The 17423-nt window shown below is 67.3% G+C and carries 4 protein-coding genes; 2 read left to right on the top strand and 2 right to left on the bottom strand.

All coding sequences use genetic code 11. The features are described 5' to 3' along the window. Nucleotides 1-150: 150 nt before the first annotated feature. Entirely contained in the window at nucleotides 151-597 is a 447-nt protein-coding gene (locus tag GQF42_RS35645; RefSeq protein ID WP_158926842.1) for a hypothetical protein, read from the bottom strand. After that, nucleotides 564-7175, bottom strand: a complete 6612-nt coding sequence (locus tag GQF42_RS35640; protein WP_158926840.1) for an RHS repeat domain-containing protein — start codon at nucleotides 7173-7175, stop codon at nucleotides 564-566. The genes GQF42_RS35645 and GQF42_RS35640 overlap by 34 nt, the downstream gene beginning before the upstream one ends. A 458-nt stretch (nucleotides 7176-7633) precedes the next feature. Between GQF42_RS35640 and GQF42_RS46290 the strand changes: the two genes are divergently transcribed. Beyond that, the gene (locus GQF42_RS46290) at nucleotides 7634-13771 is read left to right on the top strand and encodes a LamG-like jellyroll fold domain-containing protein (protein WP_233273587.1); all 6138 of its coding nucleotides are present in this window, start codon (nucleotides 7634-7636) and stop codon (nucleotides 13769-13771) included. A gap of 854 nt (nucleotides 13772-14625) precedes the next feature. Further along, on the top strand, nucleotides 14626-15840 hold the full coding sequence (gene dacB, locus GQF42_RS35630; RefSeq protein ID WP_158926838.1) for a D-alanyl-D-alanine carboxypeptidase/D-alanyl-D-alanine endopeptidase: 1215 nt from the start codon (nucleotides 14626-14628) through the stop codon (nucleotides 15838-15840). Nucleotides 15841-17423: the final 1583 nt, after the last annotated feature.

Below are 17423 nucleotides of genomic sequence, written 5' to 3'. Positions count from 1 at the left end.
GACCTCGAACACAGCCCTCTCTGCCAGCCTTGGGTGAGACGCTGATGAAGCGGCCTCCAGGCAGAAGGGCTGTTCGTTCGCCACACACGGCTGATGCCCCGGCGGATTTCTCCACCGGGGCATCGGCCGTCAGTCCTCAGACCGGCCGGGCTATTGCGGTGGCCCCGTCCAGTTCTCAGGAACGAGTGGTGCGGGCATCAGGTACGCGGCGAAGGCGATCTGGCACAGGAGCTGGAACACCAGCGGCTGGGGATAACTTGCCCCGAGGAGAGGCCACACGAAGAACGCCATTGGGAAGGCCACCCCCGCCCGGAACTTGGTGACGTCCATCTGCGTGTGAGCCAGGCCCGCGAGGAGAGCGAGGAGCAGCGTCGGTATGCCGATGAAAGCCAGCATGCCGAAGCCGAGCCGCATGACGTCGGTGAACGAGTCCTCCGAGGACACGAGGAGGGCGATGATCACCCATGCCACGGTATGCAGGGCCACATAGGTCAGGACCAATCGCCCTATCCGCTCCAGTACCCGGCGCACGCCAGGACCGCCCGAGGATTCCGTCTCTCGCGTCAGCATCCCGAAACGCACTTCCCGTCCGTCCACGTCTTGTTGATCTTCGTGCCCCACCAGGGGGCCGAGTCCATGCCGCTCTCGCTCGCCATGCGATCCGTAGCGATCACGCGCGGCGCCTGATTGGTCCGGTACTGAACCACTTCCATATCAGGATAGGCGTCCCCCTGCCGGCTCACGGTGACGGAGGTCTGCGTCGCCTTGATCTTGATGTTGTTGTCGACCGCGAAGAAGTTCATCAGGCTGTTGACGCAGTGCACACCGATGTCAAGCTGCTCGGGGGTCGACTTGTGTCCGAGGGTGTCGACGTCCAGGTCATTGTCGCCACCCCAGGTGTCACCCGGCCACCCCTCCATCTTCAGCGGGTTGGCATGGAGCATCTCGCTCGGATCGTCGACCATTCTGGTGCGGGCGAGGAGGCCGACCCCATCTGCCACGAGATGCTTCGAAGGACTGGTGTGGGACGCGCTGATCGTAAAGGTGCACTCGCCCAATTCGGTGTTCCACACGAGCGACATCCGATACGGCAGGTCCGGGTCTATGCTCGCGTCACGGTTGTCGCCGAGCAGCAGGTGCATCGCCGCCAGCTTCGTGTGGATGAAGAAGGTCATGCGGATGATGCCTCGGTTCGGGCCTTTCCCGACATTGAAGGTTCCGCGGACCGACCCATCGGGCGTCGGCCCGAAGCCGGCGTTCAGAACTTCGTTCATCATGTCGTCCACGGTCGGCTGCGTCTGGCTGTCATCGCCAACGCCACCGCCGACGCTGCCGTGCTTGGGGCAGGCGGGTGCATCGCCATCGCAGATCAGTCGAAGACCCGTGGGGTCGCTGTTCCTGAGGGGGTTGTCGCCTGCGTAGGCGTAGCCGCCCAGCTCCTGCGGGTTGGCAGCCTCGAATACGGGGTCGGCACTGATGAAGCTGCCCAGGGTGGGGTCGTACTTACGAGCGCCGACGTCGGTGTAACCCGTGCTCGTGTCCTGGGGTTTGCCGAGGAAGGTGTGGGTGGGGTCGGGCCAACCGCTGCTATTCGCGCTGGACCGTTGCTGCCCGTAGGGCGTGTACTGCTGCCGGGCGACCTGCTGGGTGGTGGCGTCCATGGACAGGTTCGCCGTGCCGTGCGGGTCGCTGAAGAGGTACTTCAGTCCACCGCCGGCCAGGCTGGAGCGGACGGCCATGGCCACACCGGCGCCGCCGCCGTGCACGTAGGTGCGCACGGCCCCGAGCAGCGTGTTGGGGGTGACACTGGTGTTGACGACGATCTCGGTGTCCCCGGCGAAGAGGGTGGTCTGCCCGGGGTCGCGGCGGATGAGCTGGCTGCCGTCCGCGTCGTACAGGTACTTGGTGGTCGATGGGCTGGCGCCGGCGACGTCCACCTGTGCCAGGTGGCCCTCGTCGTCCCAAGTCAGGGTCTGGCCCGGGCCGCTGGCAGGGGTCCGGGTCTGCAGGTTGCCGTCCTCGTCGTAGCCGAACTTCGTCGGGTTCGTGCCACCCGTGGTGGCGGTCAGGGTGTGCGGCTGCGCGCCGGTGGAGTTGCAGCCCGTGGTGCAGCCGTCGGTGTAACCGGTGGTGACCGTCGTGCCGGAACTGCCGATGGCGTGGTCGACGCTCTGCTTACGGTTGCCGATGGCGTCATAACTGAAGGACTGCCAGTACGAGCCGGCGGTGGTGCTCAGGGTTCCGGATGTTGGTGGGTTGGCGGCGCAGTTGTCCTTGGCCGTCCAGGCGTCGGTGAGCCGGTTCAGGGTGTCATAGCTGTAGCACTGCTGGTCGGTGACGGTGTTACCGGTCTCCGACTGCTGGTCGGTGGTGGACGTGGGGTTGCCGAAGGCGTCGTAGGTGTACGTGGTCTCGTCGACCGTCGGTCCGGGCGCCTGAGTACGGGTGATCAGACGGTCGGTCAGCCGACGGGTCTGGTCGTCGTAGCTGTAGGTGACCCAGGCCGGGTTGGTCGACGCCCCCATGGTGACCTGCGACGGCTCACCGTAGTTGGTGAGGACCGTGTCCCCGACGTAGGTGTTGATGCTGCTGCTCGTCTTGACCGGGGCGCCCAGGGCGTCGTGGCTGTAGGTGATGGTCTCGTTCAGCAGGCCCTGGGTGCGCGGGTCGCTCTGCGTGGCCAGCGTCTGGGTGTTTGTCGTGTACGTGTAGGTCGTGGTGTACGTCGACGGCAGCGGCGCCTCCGACGTGGGCAGGGTGATCTTGGTACCGGTCGGCTTGCCGAGGCTGGTGTAGCCAGTGTTGGCGACCGTGTATCCGCCGGTCACGCCTTGGACGTAACGCGTGGACGAGGTCGGCAGGCCGATCCGCAGGGTGTCGTAGGCCCAGGAAGCAAACTCGAAGCCGGACTTGGCCTTGTCCGTAGCCGTGAGCTTGCGGCCCAGCAGGTCGTAGGTGTAATCGAGTTCGGTCTTCTTGGCGTCCGTGGTGGAGATCATGTTGCCGGCGTCGTCGAAGCCGTAGCTGCTGCCGCCGGCGTCGGGGTCCGTCTGGGAGGTCTTGCGGCCGAGCAGGTCGTAGCCGAACGACCATACCGCCTTGTCCGGGCCAGTGACCTGGCGCTGCTTCCCGTTGGGGAAGTAGGTGTAGGCGGTGGCCGAGGTGGTGCCGCCGGTGGCGGTGAAGCCTGCCGCGACCGAGCCACTCAGGGTGGGAGGCGCGGTGTATTGGTCGAATTCCGTGGTCTGCCCGCGGGCGTCGGTGATCGTGGTGGTGGGCACCCCTCCCTTGGGCGGCAGGACCGTGGTCCTGTCACCGGCGTAGGCGCTAGTCGTGGCCCAGGTCTTGGCCCCGGCATGCTCCTCGGTGACCAGATCCGCGCGCCCCATTCCGTCGTGGTCGGTGACGGTGGTGTCCGGGATGGACACCTGGGAGACCGAGACCAGCTTGGCGCCGGGGCTGCCTCCGACGTTGTAAGCGTTGTTGGTGACGACCGTCCAGCCATGCGAGTCGTACTGCGTGTCCGAGACGGTGGTCGTGCCGTTCTCGGCGGTGGTCTGCGTCTGCAGGGTGCGCAGCATGGCGTCTTGCAGTGTCTCGCTGATCTTGTAACTGCCATTGTCCAACAGCGTGCTGGTGGTCACGACCGAGGGCGCCGTCTGGGACAGGCTGTAGGCGTAGGTCATGTTCGCCGGCGCGCTGTTGACCTTGCTCTCATTGGGTAGCCAGGCGGCCGTGAGGCGGCCGAGGGCGTCGTAGGTGAGCGAGGTGAGTAGGCCTGCCGCGTCGGTCTTGGCGGTGGGCTGGACGCGGGCCGGATCCTGGACCGTGGTGGTCAGCTGGCAGTCCTTGGACGACACGGTGACCGTGGAGCAGTCTGTGCCCGGAGTGACCTGGGTGACGGCCGTGGTGCTGGTGGGCAGCTCGCCGCTGGCCGGGGTGTAGGCGGTGAAGACGCTCTGGGCCAGGCTCCTGCCGTCAGGAGACGTGGAGTTGGGGGTACGGGTCGCTTTGGTGACGCGGCCGTAGCTGTCGTAGCTGCTGGCGGTCTGGTCGATGAACGAGGTCGCGGTCGCGCCGGATGCCGCCGACGCGGCCTGCACCAGGGTGGCGTCGCCGCGCGTAGGGAGGTCGGGGTTCTGCCGGCCGTCGCCGTCGTAGCCGAAGGCCTTGTTGTCGTAGGAGGTGCGACTGTCCAAGAGCAGCGCGCCGCTGGGGGTCGTTCCGGAGGTGGAGCAGTCCTGGGCCGTGGTGATGGTCTCGGCCGGCAAGGTCAACAGCGGACTGGTGTTGGACAGGTAACGGGTGTAGGTGCACTTGGCAACGTTGCTGCTGTCGGCGTTCTCACCACGGTCGTCGACCTGCACCGGCATACCAGTGGTGGGCTTGCCCAGCGTCGTCTCGTAGAAAGTGTCGGTCTCGGTCTTGCGCCAGCCGTACGAAACCGCTTCCCGGGTCAGCGTCTTGGCGGTCCGGACCATCTGCGCCGTCAGGTCCTGCATACCGCTGCGGCTGCGCGTGGCGGTGGGGCCGATGATCGCGGGAACGTCGACCACAGCCTTGTTCAGGCTGCCGCCGGAAGCGGTGTAGGTGTCGGTCTCGAAGACCTGGCCGGCCAGCGCGTCGCTGTCGGCGACAGTGGCGGTGGTGCCGTCCTGGCTGGTCAGAGACGACACCGAGCGGGTCTTGCCGCCGGGCAGTGTGTCACCGTTCATGCCCAGGAAGTAATACGTCTTCGTCAACGTCTTCTGGTCGTAGGCCTTGGCGCCGTCGGTCAGATGGAAGACGTTCGGGTCGCCGGTGGTGACGTCCACCTCCGGGTAGCCGCGGAACTGGCCCCAAGTGCGGTTCTTCGCCTTGACGACCTCGTTGTCGTCGTAGTGCCAGCCAGGGTTGCCCTTGTAGGCGTAGTCCGTCTCCAGCTTGGGCTCGGTACCGTCCTGGTAGGAGTTGTGCGTATCTTCGGTGACGACAGAGGTGACCTTGTACTTGTAGAACCAGTCCATCCACGGCGCAGGCTGCCCGTCCGGTGTCCAGTACACCGGGAAGCACGACAGCGTGTTGGTGGAGGCGAAGGTCTGCGCGGCTGCATCCGTGGGGTCATTGGGGTCGCTGGCCGGGGCGCTGGAGCAGTCGGGCCGGTCGTAGGTGACGCTGGTCTGGGCGCCGGTCTCGCTGGTGACCGCCTGGATTCGGTCGTGGTACATCAGCGGCATCTGCGGGATCGTGCCCACGCGGTTAGGCAGCTGAAGCGGCGGGTCGAAGCTCAACGACGGCGTCGAGGTGCTGCCCGACGCGCCGCCCAGTGTATCCAGGCCGGTGCGCTGGATGGAGTCCAGCCACAGAGTAGGGGCGTGGTCACCGCCGTCGGGGAAGGACTGGGTGAAGCTGTACTTGTCGACCTGCTTGGTGACCCCGCCGGTCTGGATCTGCGTCGTGATGGAGATCAGCCGCTTACGCGACCAGAAACCCGGCCCGTGGTTGGTGCAGTTCGTCGATCCCGACGTGCAGTTCAGGTCGATCGGCACATCCGGCCAGTACGCCGCGTTGGCGACCGTGAACTGACTGTCCGCACACGTGTTGCCCACCGGAGTACCCGCGATGCAGCGCTCGGCGGTGTCGAAGACGACCTGCGCTGGGGCAGTACCCGAGTAGATCGTCGAAGACGTCATGCCGTAGTCGATACGCGCCAGGGTGCCGCCACGAATGTAGGAGACCGCGGTGTCCTTCATGTCCGCGCCGTAGTAGCCGGTCTCCGGCGTGTAGTACCAGGCGGTGGCGTTGCCGTGCAGGTCGACGGCGTAGTCCAAGTTGAACCGGTAGCCCAGCGTGCACGAGGTGGAGGCGAAGTCGGTGCTGTCCGGACAGTCGGAGGCCCCGCTGTGCGCGTGGTAGACCGGCTCGGTCCAGACGGACTTCGTCTCGTCCTTGCCACTGGACCAACCCGGCAGCCGGTTGTAACCGAAGAAGTACTGCACACCTCCCTGCGTGACCTTGAAGTACTCCTTGTTGTCCGTGCCGTTGGTCGTCGACCCGGTCACGTCCTCGATCTTCGTGGTGCCGTCGTCCGTGGCCGGGTGGAAGGTCTTGGTCGCGTCGTCGTAGACGATCTGCGTGGACTTGCCGTTCAGCGACAGGGTCAGGATCTGCCCTGCCCAGCACTGGTCCCCGTCGTTCTTGGGCGCACCCGAGGCCGAATCGTCACTGCACGGCTTGTAGGTGCGCTCGACGAAGTTCTCCGTCGTGGACCAGCCGTCACCCAGCCACGAGGACTGGTTGTTCGTTCCCTCCGTCCGTGCGTCCTGGTCCGAGGAGTCGTACGACAGGTCCACCTTGGGGGGCGAGCCACCGATCGCCGCCGGCACCGTGATCGGGTAACTGTAGGTGAATGCACCGGTGTTGCCAGAAGTCGCCCAGGTACCCGCCGGCGACAGGCTGGTCGCCGAGTAGTCACCGGACGAACCGGAGGTCCCAGCTGTTGCAGCCATGACAAGCATGGGACTGGACGCGGCCTTCTCCGAGAGCGGAGAGGCCGCGCCGGCCGGGGCCGCAGATATCCCCGGCAGGGAGACCTGGGCGGACAGCGGGGTACCGGACGTGGTGCGCACCGGCGTCTGGTGCTGGCACTTCGCCGCCTTGGGCGTGCGCAGGGCACATGAGGGCAGCTGGACCAGGTGCAGACGGGCGGCGAAGTCACCGCCGAAGGCGTAGCGGAACGACGAGTCGTCCACCCGCACGGCGACCTTGCCGCCTCCCGGGCTGGTGCGCTGCAGCGTGAAGAGCACACCGTGGACACCGGCAGCACGCGCGGCCTTCTGGTCCAGCACCGTCACCCGCACCTGCTGCGATCCGGTGACGGCACTCGCCTGGGGCCGTGCGTCCGCGGCGGCACCGAGGAGGACGGGCGTGTTGCCGGCCCGCACCTGGGTCGCCTTGGCGGTCAGTCGCGTGGAGGCGGCGGCGATGGGAAGGGTGACCTCGGCGCTGCCCGGCGGGGGCAGCTTCACGTGCGCTGTGGGGTCGTAGTGCTTGAACCCCTTGTGCGCGGCGCCCGTGTGAGGCGTGGCGCGGGTGAACGGGATGTTCTTGCCGTGCGGTACGGCCGGAGCCGACACGTGGCGCTTCGGCGCGGAAGCCGCCGCGGCCAGCTGGGCGGGAAGCAGTCCTGCGAGCACCAGGGCCCCGGCCGTCGCGAGCGCCGTACGGCGACGTAGATATCGGGTGCGTAAAACCTCCGGCCTGCGTCTCCACCCCGTTCTTCGCACCATGCGTGCAACCCCCTCCGTGGTCCCGGAACGAACAAGTCGCCTCGCTCTGCAGCGACATGAACGAACGTCAAGAAAACGGAAGCACTAAGTCGATCAAGCCCCCGCCGGGCTTCAAGGTATGGCTTCGATTCGCCACCCTTGGCAAAGTCTTCTCAGAAGAATCACAAAGAAATCACCTAACTTGGAACTCAATTCGCTTCGTATCCCTCAAAAAGGGTTCCCTCGTGAGCAGTTGACGGTCAGGCGGCCATGGACCTGATCATCGGCGCCCTCCAGAATGCACACCTGCGCGCGGGCCCACGGGGGGACCGCCATAGACCCGCAAGGAATCCCAGTCGATGTCCGCCTTTCGCAGACCCCAGCGTGTGTCCAGAGGTCCTTCACCCAGACCCATCGCGCTCGCGGCGGTCGCAGCCCTCGCCACCGGGTCACTGACCGCCACAGTGCCGGCCCATGCAACGCCGGCCACTCCCGCTCAGCCGTCGAGCACCGCCTCGCAGACCACGCCTTCCGACTCCGCCGCCCGGGGACTCAACCCCACGGAATCGGCGTCCGCCCAGGCCAAGGCGACCGGAAAGCCGGTGACCATCGACCAACTCACCGACACGGCAACGACGGTGGTGGCCAACCCGGACGGCACCTTCACCCGCACCGACTCCTCTATGCCACAGCGCACACAGCAGAACGGGAAGTGGGTGGCGATCGACACCACGCTGGTGCGGCGGTCGGACGGAACCTGGGCACCCAAGGCCGCCGTCACGGACGTGTCCTTCTCCGGCGGCGGCGCCGGCGCCCTCGTCACCCTGCGCGACGGCCGGCACAGGCTGGGCTTCTCCTGGCCCGACGCCCTGCCGAAGCCGTTAATCTCCGGTGACACCGCCACCTACCCCGACGTGCTGCCCCAGGTCGACCTCCAGCTGACCGCAGACGCCTCCGGGTATTCCTCGGTCCTGGTGGTCAAGTCCCCCAAGGCGGCTGCTGATCCGCACCTGCGCAGCCTCGCGCTGAACACTACGTCGGTCGGCCTCGCGCTGAACACTACGCGCGACGGCGGTTCCCAGGCCATCGACAAGCGCACGGGTGAGACCGTGTTCCACAGCGACACCGCGCTGATGTGGGACAGCGCAGGCCGGAAAGCCACCGGCACGTCCCTGGCCCAAACCTCGACGGTTTCCTCGGCCCGCGCCGAGCACAGCGCGGCGGTCAGGGTCGGCGGACACCGCGCCCAGGTCCGCGTGAGCCTCAAGGCTGACCGGCAACTGCTGGGGCTCGACACGGCGTTGCTTACCGCCAAGAGCACCGCCTACCCGGTGTACGTAGACCCGGAGTGGAGCGGCCGGCCGTCTCAGCTGGACTGGGCGCGGATCTCGGACAACGGTTGGAACGTCTACAACTCGACGTCCACCACGGGCGCGACCAACGCCCGCGAGGGCTGGGACAACAACGCGCCTGGCAACGGTGAACGCGCCCGCACCTACTACCAGATGAACACGAGCGGCATCAAGGGCGCCGTGGTCACGAGCGCCTCGTTGTACGTGAAGCAGCTCTCTGCCGCCTCCTGCGACGACACTCCGGCTGCCGTCTACGGCACCGACCGCCCCGCGGGCTGGAACTCCTCCTCCCTCTACTGGGGCCACGAGCCTGGTGGACGGACCGGCTCGCTCGGTAATACCAACCCGGTCAGCCATGAGGCCGGCACCTGCCCGGTCACGGACGGCGCCAACTCATGGGTCAGCCCGCCGTCCCTGGAGTTCGACGTGACCTCCCGGGCGCAGAGCGCGGCGGCAGGCGGCTGGAAGAGCATGACACTGATGGTCCAGTCGCCGGACATGAACAACGCCAACCAGTGGAAGCAGCTCGCCTTCGGCGGCGGCGCCACGATGTCGGTCACCTACACGTACCGGCCCCAGCTCAAGAACGGCACCGGCACCCCCGCCGTCAAGCCGTCCACGGTGAGCATGGGCAAGACGATGACCACCACCCACACCCCGACGCTGTCCGCACGGGCGGTCGACCCCGACCTGGCCGGCGGCAGTGAGCTGGTGCGCATCGACTACAACGTCTTCAACTCCTCGGGCACCCTGGTCGGTGAGGGCTTCGGCCCCAACCTGGACTCCAAGAAACGCGCCCGCTACAACACCAATGGCAGTGACTGGACCACGCCGAGTCTGCCTGACGGCACCTACACCTGGAAGGCCACCGCGCAGAACGCGGCCGGCTATTGGGCGGGATCCGGCTCCAGACTCTGGACCAAGACGCAGACGTTCACGGTGGACACCAGCGCACCGCCCGCGCCCACGGTGACCTCCGATCAGTTCCCGACCAAGCAGATCGGCGCCGCGTTTGGCGACACCGGAACCTTCACTCTGAGCAACAATCACACCAACAACATCACCGGCTACCTGTTCTGCCTGGACGGCACGCTCGGCAACACGGTGTACAGCAGCAGCGTCACCTCGTGGACCACCACCACGAAGATCGTGCCAGGCCATGTGTACTACGCCACCTCCGACAACGGCCCCGGTACCGGCACCTCCGTCCTCAACGGCAGCGCCTCACCGGCCTTCGCCCCCGGCAAGGCAGGACCGCACACCCTGTACGCCAAGGCAGTGGACCAGGCCGGATCGACATCCATCTCCCAGACCGCGTACTCCTTCTACGCGGGCACCAGCACCCCGACGTACGCCTACGGCGACAAGATGATCAGCGGCTGGACCGCGACCAACGCGGACGGCACGACGACCGCCGTGCCGAAGGCGACCACCACCTCCGGCGGGGGGCAACTGATCAGCCAGGCCGCCGGCAGTGGCTACGCGTTCGCTGACGGCTACCAGGCCATGCTCGCCAACAAGAGCAGCACTTCGAAGGTCGTCGCCGGCGACAATGCCACCTTCGGCTTCGACGTCCCCAAGGATGGCCCCTGGAGCTTCGGCGTCAACCTGACCAAAGCCAAGGACTACGGCATCTACCGTCTCGTCCTGGACGCGGGCAAGCCCACCGAATCCACCCTGCTCAATGGCTTCGACGCCTACAACTCCTACGTCGCCACCCAGTTCGTCAACCTGGGCATCCCCAAGGACTCCAGCGGTCATCTGCAAACCCTCAAACAGGGTGCGCACACCCTGACCCTCACCCTGACCGGCAAGAACCCCGGTTCCACCGGCTACCAGGCAGGCATCGACGTGCTGCGGCTCGCGCCCGCGCTGAGCTGCACGCTCAACAGCACCGACAGCTGCTTGAACAACACCGCCACCAGCACCTTCACCACCACGACCAGCCCGGCCGACGCCGACGGCTCCGGCAACAGCGTCAACTCCGCCGACCTGACAGGCACGGCGGGCTGGCAGAGCGGCAAGACCGTGACCGTCGACGGCGGCACCATCACGCTGCCGAAGTTCGGCACCGGCGCCTACGACAACATGCTGTCCTCCGGACAGACCCTCACCGTGCCGGGCAGCGGCGTGACGAACACCGGTGACGCCGTGGTCTTCCTCGCCTTCGCCACCGGCGGCGCGGCCAAGGGCGCCACCGGCACCATCACCTACGCCAAAAACAACTGCCTGGACCCCAACGGCGACCCGGCCGACCAGTCGTACCAGATGGACACCGTCCCCGACTGGATCACCGGCCCTGTCTCCGCGGCCTCACTGACCCTGGTCCACGAGAACCACAGCAACAACACCCAGACGAGCCCGGCCTCGGGCCCGAAGGTCTACGCCATCAGCGTCCCCCTGGCCTGTCCGGGCTCGGTCGTCAGCAGCATCTCCCTGCCCGTGTTCACCAACGGTGTCCAGGCCGGCCAGCCCAGCCTGCACATCCTCGGACTGGGCATCCGACCGCTGACCGTCACCGGAAGCGGATCCGGCGCTCAGCACTGGGTCGGCACCTGGTCGTCCGTGCAGGACACCGGCAAGGTGCAGCAGTCCGGCGGCAGCACCGCCACCGTCAACGGACAGACACTGCGCATCCCCGCCCACGTCAGCATCGGCACCGACAGCGGCAATGGGGTCCGCGTCCATCTGTCCAACGCCCTGGGCAGCACACCCGTGACCTTCGACGCAGCCTCGCTCGCCCTGCAGGACGGCACCGCAGGTGGCGCAACCGCGGCCGCGGCACCCGTTCCTCTGTCCTTCGGCGGCGCTAGCGCCGTTACCGTCCCCGCGGGCGGTGATGCCACCAGCGATCCGGTGACGCTGACCGTCGCGCAGCAGGCGACCCTGCTGGTCAGCCTGCAGGTGCATGGGTCGGTGTCCGCCATGCCCGGGCATGGGGCGGCCCAGACCCCGGTGTGGCTCAGTGACGCAGCCAACCGCACCGGTGACACCGCGGCCGACAAGTACACGCAGACGACATACACCGGCCTGCCGTACCTGGCCGGCATCGACGTCACCACGCCCGTGTCCGCCCCCACCGGCTCCCTGGTCCTCTACGGAGACCAGAGCGTCAACGCCGACACAGGAAGCGGCGACGGCAGGCACCATCTCAGTGATGCCATCACCGACGCCCTGGCCACCGACTCGAACGGGGACGGAAACGTGGACTACGGCGTGCTCAACGCCGGTACAAGCAGTGCCAGTCTCAGTGACAATCTGCTTCCGCAGGACACGAACAGTGACACCCCGACCAACGCCCTCAACCCACTGGACCGCAATGTCCTGGCCCAGGGCAACGTGCGCACCGTCCTCGTCTCCAACGGGGCCACCGACCTGCTCGCCTGCACCGGCGACGCCAACACCTGTGCCAAGAATGTTGAGAACGGACTGACCGCGCTCAACAGCGAGCTGAGTTCGTACTACACCGACGACGGGCAGACCTACGTCAACGGGCAGCCGGTGACACAGAACGCCAACATCACCGTCTACCTCACCACTATTCCGCCGTTCACCGCCGTCCACCCCGGCACGGCAACTCAGGAGTCCGCGCGCGAGCTGGTAAACAGCTACCTGTCCAGCACGTTCCCCAGCCAGGTCATCGACTTCGCGGCGGCGGTCTCCACGGACGGCACGGCCACCTCCTCGACCGTGAAGGCGGCCGACCTCTCGGGCGGCAACCCGTCCGACGCCTACTACACCGACCTCGCGAACCGGTATCTGCACGACACCAACACCCAGGCCGTGAGCATCGCGCCCAACCTGATCGTGCCGCTCGCCACCGGCAGCGACACTCCCGACAACGAGTGGGAGCTGGCCGCCGACGGCACCGACCAGCGCGGCGACAACCCGGTCACCGCGATCGGCGGAGCGACCTTCAACGCGACCGGGCCGGACGCGGTCAACGCACCGGCCGGCGCCACCAAGTTCGATGGCACCACCGGATTCCTGGAGAGCGACCACACCGCGGTGAACACCCTCGCCGACTACACCGTCTCCGCGTGGGTGAAACTCGACTCGGCAACCGGCCCCGCCACGGCCATCTGCGAGGGAACCAGCCAACACCAGGCGTTCTACCTCGGCTACGACCGAGGCAACCAGGGCTGGATGTTCCAGACCACGACCACCAATGACGCGAGTTCCGACTTCCCCACCGCGGAAGGGGACGCGAACACCGCAGCCCTGGGCACCTGGACCCACCTCCTGGTCACCTACAGCGCTCCCGTCGACGGCGACTCAAGCACCGGCGTGATGTCGCTCTACCAGAACGGCACCCTGATGGGGACAGCCACCAACCTCACCCCGCAGTACGACTCCTCCATGCCCCTGACCATCGGCGGCTGCGTCAACAGCCCCGACGCCACCACGCCGTACAACGCCTTCCCCGGATCCGTCTCTGACATCCGCGTCTACCCGTACGCGATGACCGCGAGCCAGGCCGGCGCGAACAGCGTGATCGTGCCCGCGGGCTGGGACAAGGGCATGCCCGAGGACGAGTGGAAACTCGCCACCGACGGCACCGACACCGCCGCCCTCAACCCACTCACCGCATCCGGCAGCGCCACCTTCGGCACCGACGCGCCCAGCGGGCTCACCGGCAGCATCGCCTTCGACGGCAGCACCGGCTTCCTCAAGAGCAAACAGAGCGCGGTGAACACCCTCGGCGACTACACCGTCTCCGCCTGGGTGAAGATCAACCAAGCGCTCGGCACCACAGCCCTCTGCCAGGGCACGACGCAACACCAGGCCTTCTACCTGTCCTACGACAAACCCAGCAGCGCCTGGATGTTCCAGACCACGACCACCAACGACCCGAACTCCGCCTTCCCCACTGCAGAAGGAGACCCGGGCAGCGGCCCGGTCGGCACCTGGACCCACCTGGTCGCCGCCTACCGGGCACCCGTCGCCGGGAACTCCAGCACCGGCTCGATGGCCCTCTACCAGAACGGCACCCTCATGGGGACGGCCACCAACCTCAGCCCCCAGTACGACTCCTCCATGCCCCTGACCATCGGCGGCTGCGTCAACAGCGCCTCCGCAACAACCCCGTACCTGGCGTTCCCCGGATCCGTCGCCGACGTCCACGTCTACCCGCGGACGCTCTCAGCGACCGAGGTCAGCGCCCTGCGCTGACCCGTACCACCATCTCGCCGCGACGCCCGTCGCTCCCGCCAGGAGCGACGGGCGCCGCCTGCTTTCGCCGGCCTCCTGCCGGACCCAGATCGCGAAGTGCCCGGCGCCCATGGGAGGTGAGGTACGGCAGGGAGCCAGTAAGGCAGCATCAGGATCGGCCACATACCGTCTGAGGTGACTTGAAGGTCAGATGCAGGGGTCGCTCAGCGCCTGCCGAGGTCCCGGAGGCGGCTTGCCATGTGCGGGACCTGCGATCGGATGGGAGTGCAAGTACCGGTCGGCACTTCTACGGCGGCCTCGGCTACGACTCGGGCGAGGGCGGGCACGTCAAGGCCGGCGCGGTCCGGCCGGAGCCATTGTCAAAATCTGTGGATTCGCCGCCCTGGTGACTACTGGTGGTCGCTCTGGCGGGCCCGGGTCTCGCGTGTGACCGCGTATTCGACGTCGCCGTGCTCGGCCCACTCGATGGGCTCGGGCCACTCCTTTAAGAACGTGCGGATCAAGGACAGGCCGGCCTTCTCCAAGACCCGCCTCGATGCAGTGTTGACCGTCCGGCGTTCGTGAGGGCACCTCCCGGCCGATGGCTGGGAGCGAGACACAGCGCTGCCGCGCGACACCCGTTCCGAAGGCCGCAGTTGCAGAACCGAGACGAAAACGCACCCGGGACGGTCTTGAACCGGGGATCATATGTTCGCCGTACGGGACGGACCCGGGCCGGCAGGGGCTCGCCAGAGAGGCGCGGCTCATTGTTTCAGGGCCGGTGGCGGACCGGCAAAGGCGAAGGAGAGAACGCTTTGGGCAGGCATGCGCTTCCGCGTGGCAGGAACAGGAAAAACGGGAGGACCGGCCCGCGGGTGGCCGTGATCGCGGCTCCGGTGGTGGCCGCGATGGCTGTGACCGCCGCCTCCGCATCAGCGGCGAGCGGGCTGACGGTTGCCGACAAGGCCATGGCCGGGAAGCTGAACCAGCGGGTGGGCGTCGCCCTCCTGGGCAGCAATGTGGTGGGCGAGGTCCGGGACGTCGCCTCGGGGCAGACGGTGTGGTCCGAGAACCACGCAAAGGGGTTGATGCCCGCGTCCACCAACAAGCTGGCGACCGCGGTCGCCGCGCTCACCGTGCTGGGTCCCAACCACACCGTGCAGACCAAGGCCGTCTACCGTTCCGGCACGGTGTATCTGGTCGGCGGCGGCGATCAGCAGCTCAGCTCCGCCGACCTGGAGAGTCTCGCGACCGCCGCCGCCGAGGCACTGAAGGCCAAGGGCCACCACTCGGTGCGGCTGATGATCGACGACCACCTTTTCGCCGCCCCCAGTCTCGCCACCGGCTGGAGCAGCGGCTACTACCCGGACACCGTAGCTCCGGTCCGAGCCCTGCGCATCGAGGGGAACAACACCCAGGACACCGCGCTCACCGCCACCGAGTACTTCGCCCAGCAGCTCACCGCCCACGGCATCACGGTAGGCAAGCCCGCGCGCGCCAGGACACCGTCGGGCAGCACGGTTCTGGCCACCCATCAGTCCAAGCCGCTGTCGACGACCGTGGAATACATGCTCAAGCACAGCGACAACGACATCGCCGAGGGCCTGCTGCGTCTCACCGCGCTCGGCCAGGGCCGGGCTGCCACCTTCGCGGGCGGCGCCGCCGCGGTCCACGCCGTGCTCGTCCAGTACGGCATACCGCTCACCGGCGTGCAGGAGTACGACGGCAGCGGCCTGTCCCGCAGCGACCGGATGACCGCCGACGCTCTCTCCGCCATCGCCGGGCTCGCCGTCGACACCCACTACCAGGACAAGCTGTGGCCGATCCTGAAGGGTCTGCCGGTCGCAGGCGTTGACGGCACCCTCAGCACCTCCTACGGCCGTTTCACCACCGCACCCGCCTCCTGCGCCGTAGGAAAAGTCGATGCCAAGACCGGCTCCCTGAGCGATGTGTCCGCCCTGGCCGGGGTCGCCAAGGGGGAGGACGGCCGCTGGAAGAGCTTCGCATTCGTCGAGAACGGCTCAGCACCCACCGACACCGTCACCCAGGGCCTGGATGGCCTCGCCGCCACGGTCGAGGGCTGCTGGTAGCGCCGACCGCTGTACCGGCCAAACCAGCGGCACCCTTTCTCTCCCGCCCCGAGCACATTCATGAAGTACCGGGTGTGCTCGGGTCTATGCGGCCCGGGCGCCACTCCCAAGGACACGATGGTGCGCGTCGGCCAGTCCTGCGAGAGGGCCGCGTCCCGCACCACCATCCCCGCGGCACCCGTCGCTCCCGCGAGGAGCGACGGGTGCCGGCCGCCATCCGCCGGTCTCCTGCTGAACCCGGCTCTCGAAGTGCCCGATGTCTGTGGAGGTGCGATACGGCAGGGAGCGGGTGAGGCGGTATCGACCGCATACGTTCTGAGGTGAATTGAGGGTCAGGTGTGGCGTTCGCTCTGCGCCCGCAGAGGTCCCGGACAACACCGAGAAGTACGACCTGAACGCTGCCCAGATCTGCGCATTCGCTCTACACCTGATCATCGTGGTCCCGGCGGGGTCCCCCACTGCAGCGCGCCCAGGTGCAGATTTCGTACATGGTCCCTCAGCTCATCGCGTGTGATACCCGGAGACACATAGCCAGGGCGGACCCACTGGCTCTTCTCGCCCAATTCGAGGTACGACAGACCGTCATATAACACCCGCAACGCGCTCCACTCCACACACTCCGGGAGTCTGACCGCACGTGATCCGTTTCGCCTTCGCCGGACGCTGCTCCACCGAGGACCTCCAAGACCCGGAGGCTTCCAGGAACTGGCAGCTCACTCGCGCCCGAGCCCTGATCGAGCCCGTCGGCGGCCAGGTCGTCGCCGAGTACTTCGATGTCGGCCACAGCCGCTCCCCGCCCTGGCAACGCCGCCCCCGCGCCAACGAACTCCTCCAAGCCCTCCGCGACCCCAACCGCGGCTTCGACGCCGTCGTGATCGGCGAACCCCAGCGACGATCCCCAGCTCCGCCTGCCGCACGGACGCGCCGCACAGACCCTGCTCAATGCCGTCATCATCTTCGTGGCGAACCTCAGAGCCATCCGACGGTTCCTCCGCGACCAGGGCATCCAGCCCCCCAAAGCCAGCACGCAGAGCGCCGCAACCCAACCCGGTGAGCCCTCCGACCCGCCCCAGGCGCGACCGCTTCCGACCGAGCAGGTCGAGCCTCCGGCACGCGAGTGACACACCCCCGCAGCGCTCCGCCCCCTGAAAACCCCACATGCCTGCGCCACGGCCACCAGCCGTCGCACAGGCATGTCCTGTTTCCGCAGATGAGAGGCGCAGCACTCGGACCGCCACCGCACCAACCCCTCACCGAGCCGATCACGAGGCCCGAAGGCCCAGAAACGACGAAATACCGGCGAGTAACATGACTCGACCGGTAATTCGTGAACGCTTCGGGACGATCTCGTGAACGTCCCAGCTGGTGTCCGAGGGGGAGTTGGCGACTGACGATGCGGTCTTGGTCGCGCAGGGGAAGCTCCACCGCTGAGGCTACTGTCGCCGTACGCCAAGGTTTGGCTCGGCCGCGTCGTCCATCGTAGCTGCCCAGTTCTCATCCCTCTCAGGACGGCAGCATTCCGCGTTTTTCGCTCCTCGCATGGACCTTGGGCCCGCTGTACGCGTCCGTGCAGGCCTTCAAAC

The organism is Streptomyces broussonetiae (assembly GCF_009796285.1).
Classification (GTDB): Bacteria; Actinomycetota; Actinomycetes; order Streptomycetales; family Streptomycetaceae; genus Streptomyces; species Streptomyces broussonetiae.
The sequence above is the reverse complement of the archived record's forward strand: the minus strand, read 5'-3'. Positions and strand labels throughout refer to the sequence as shown.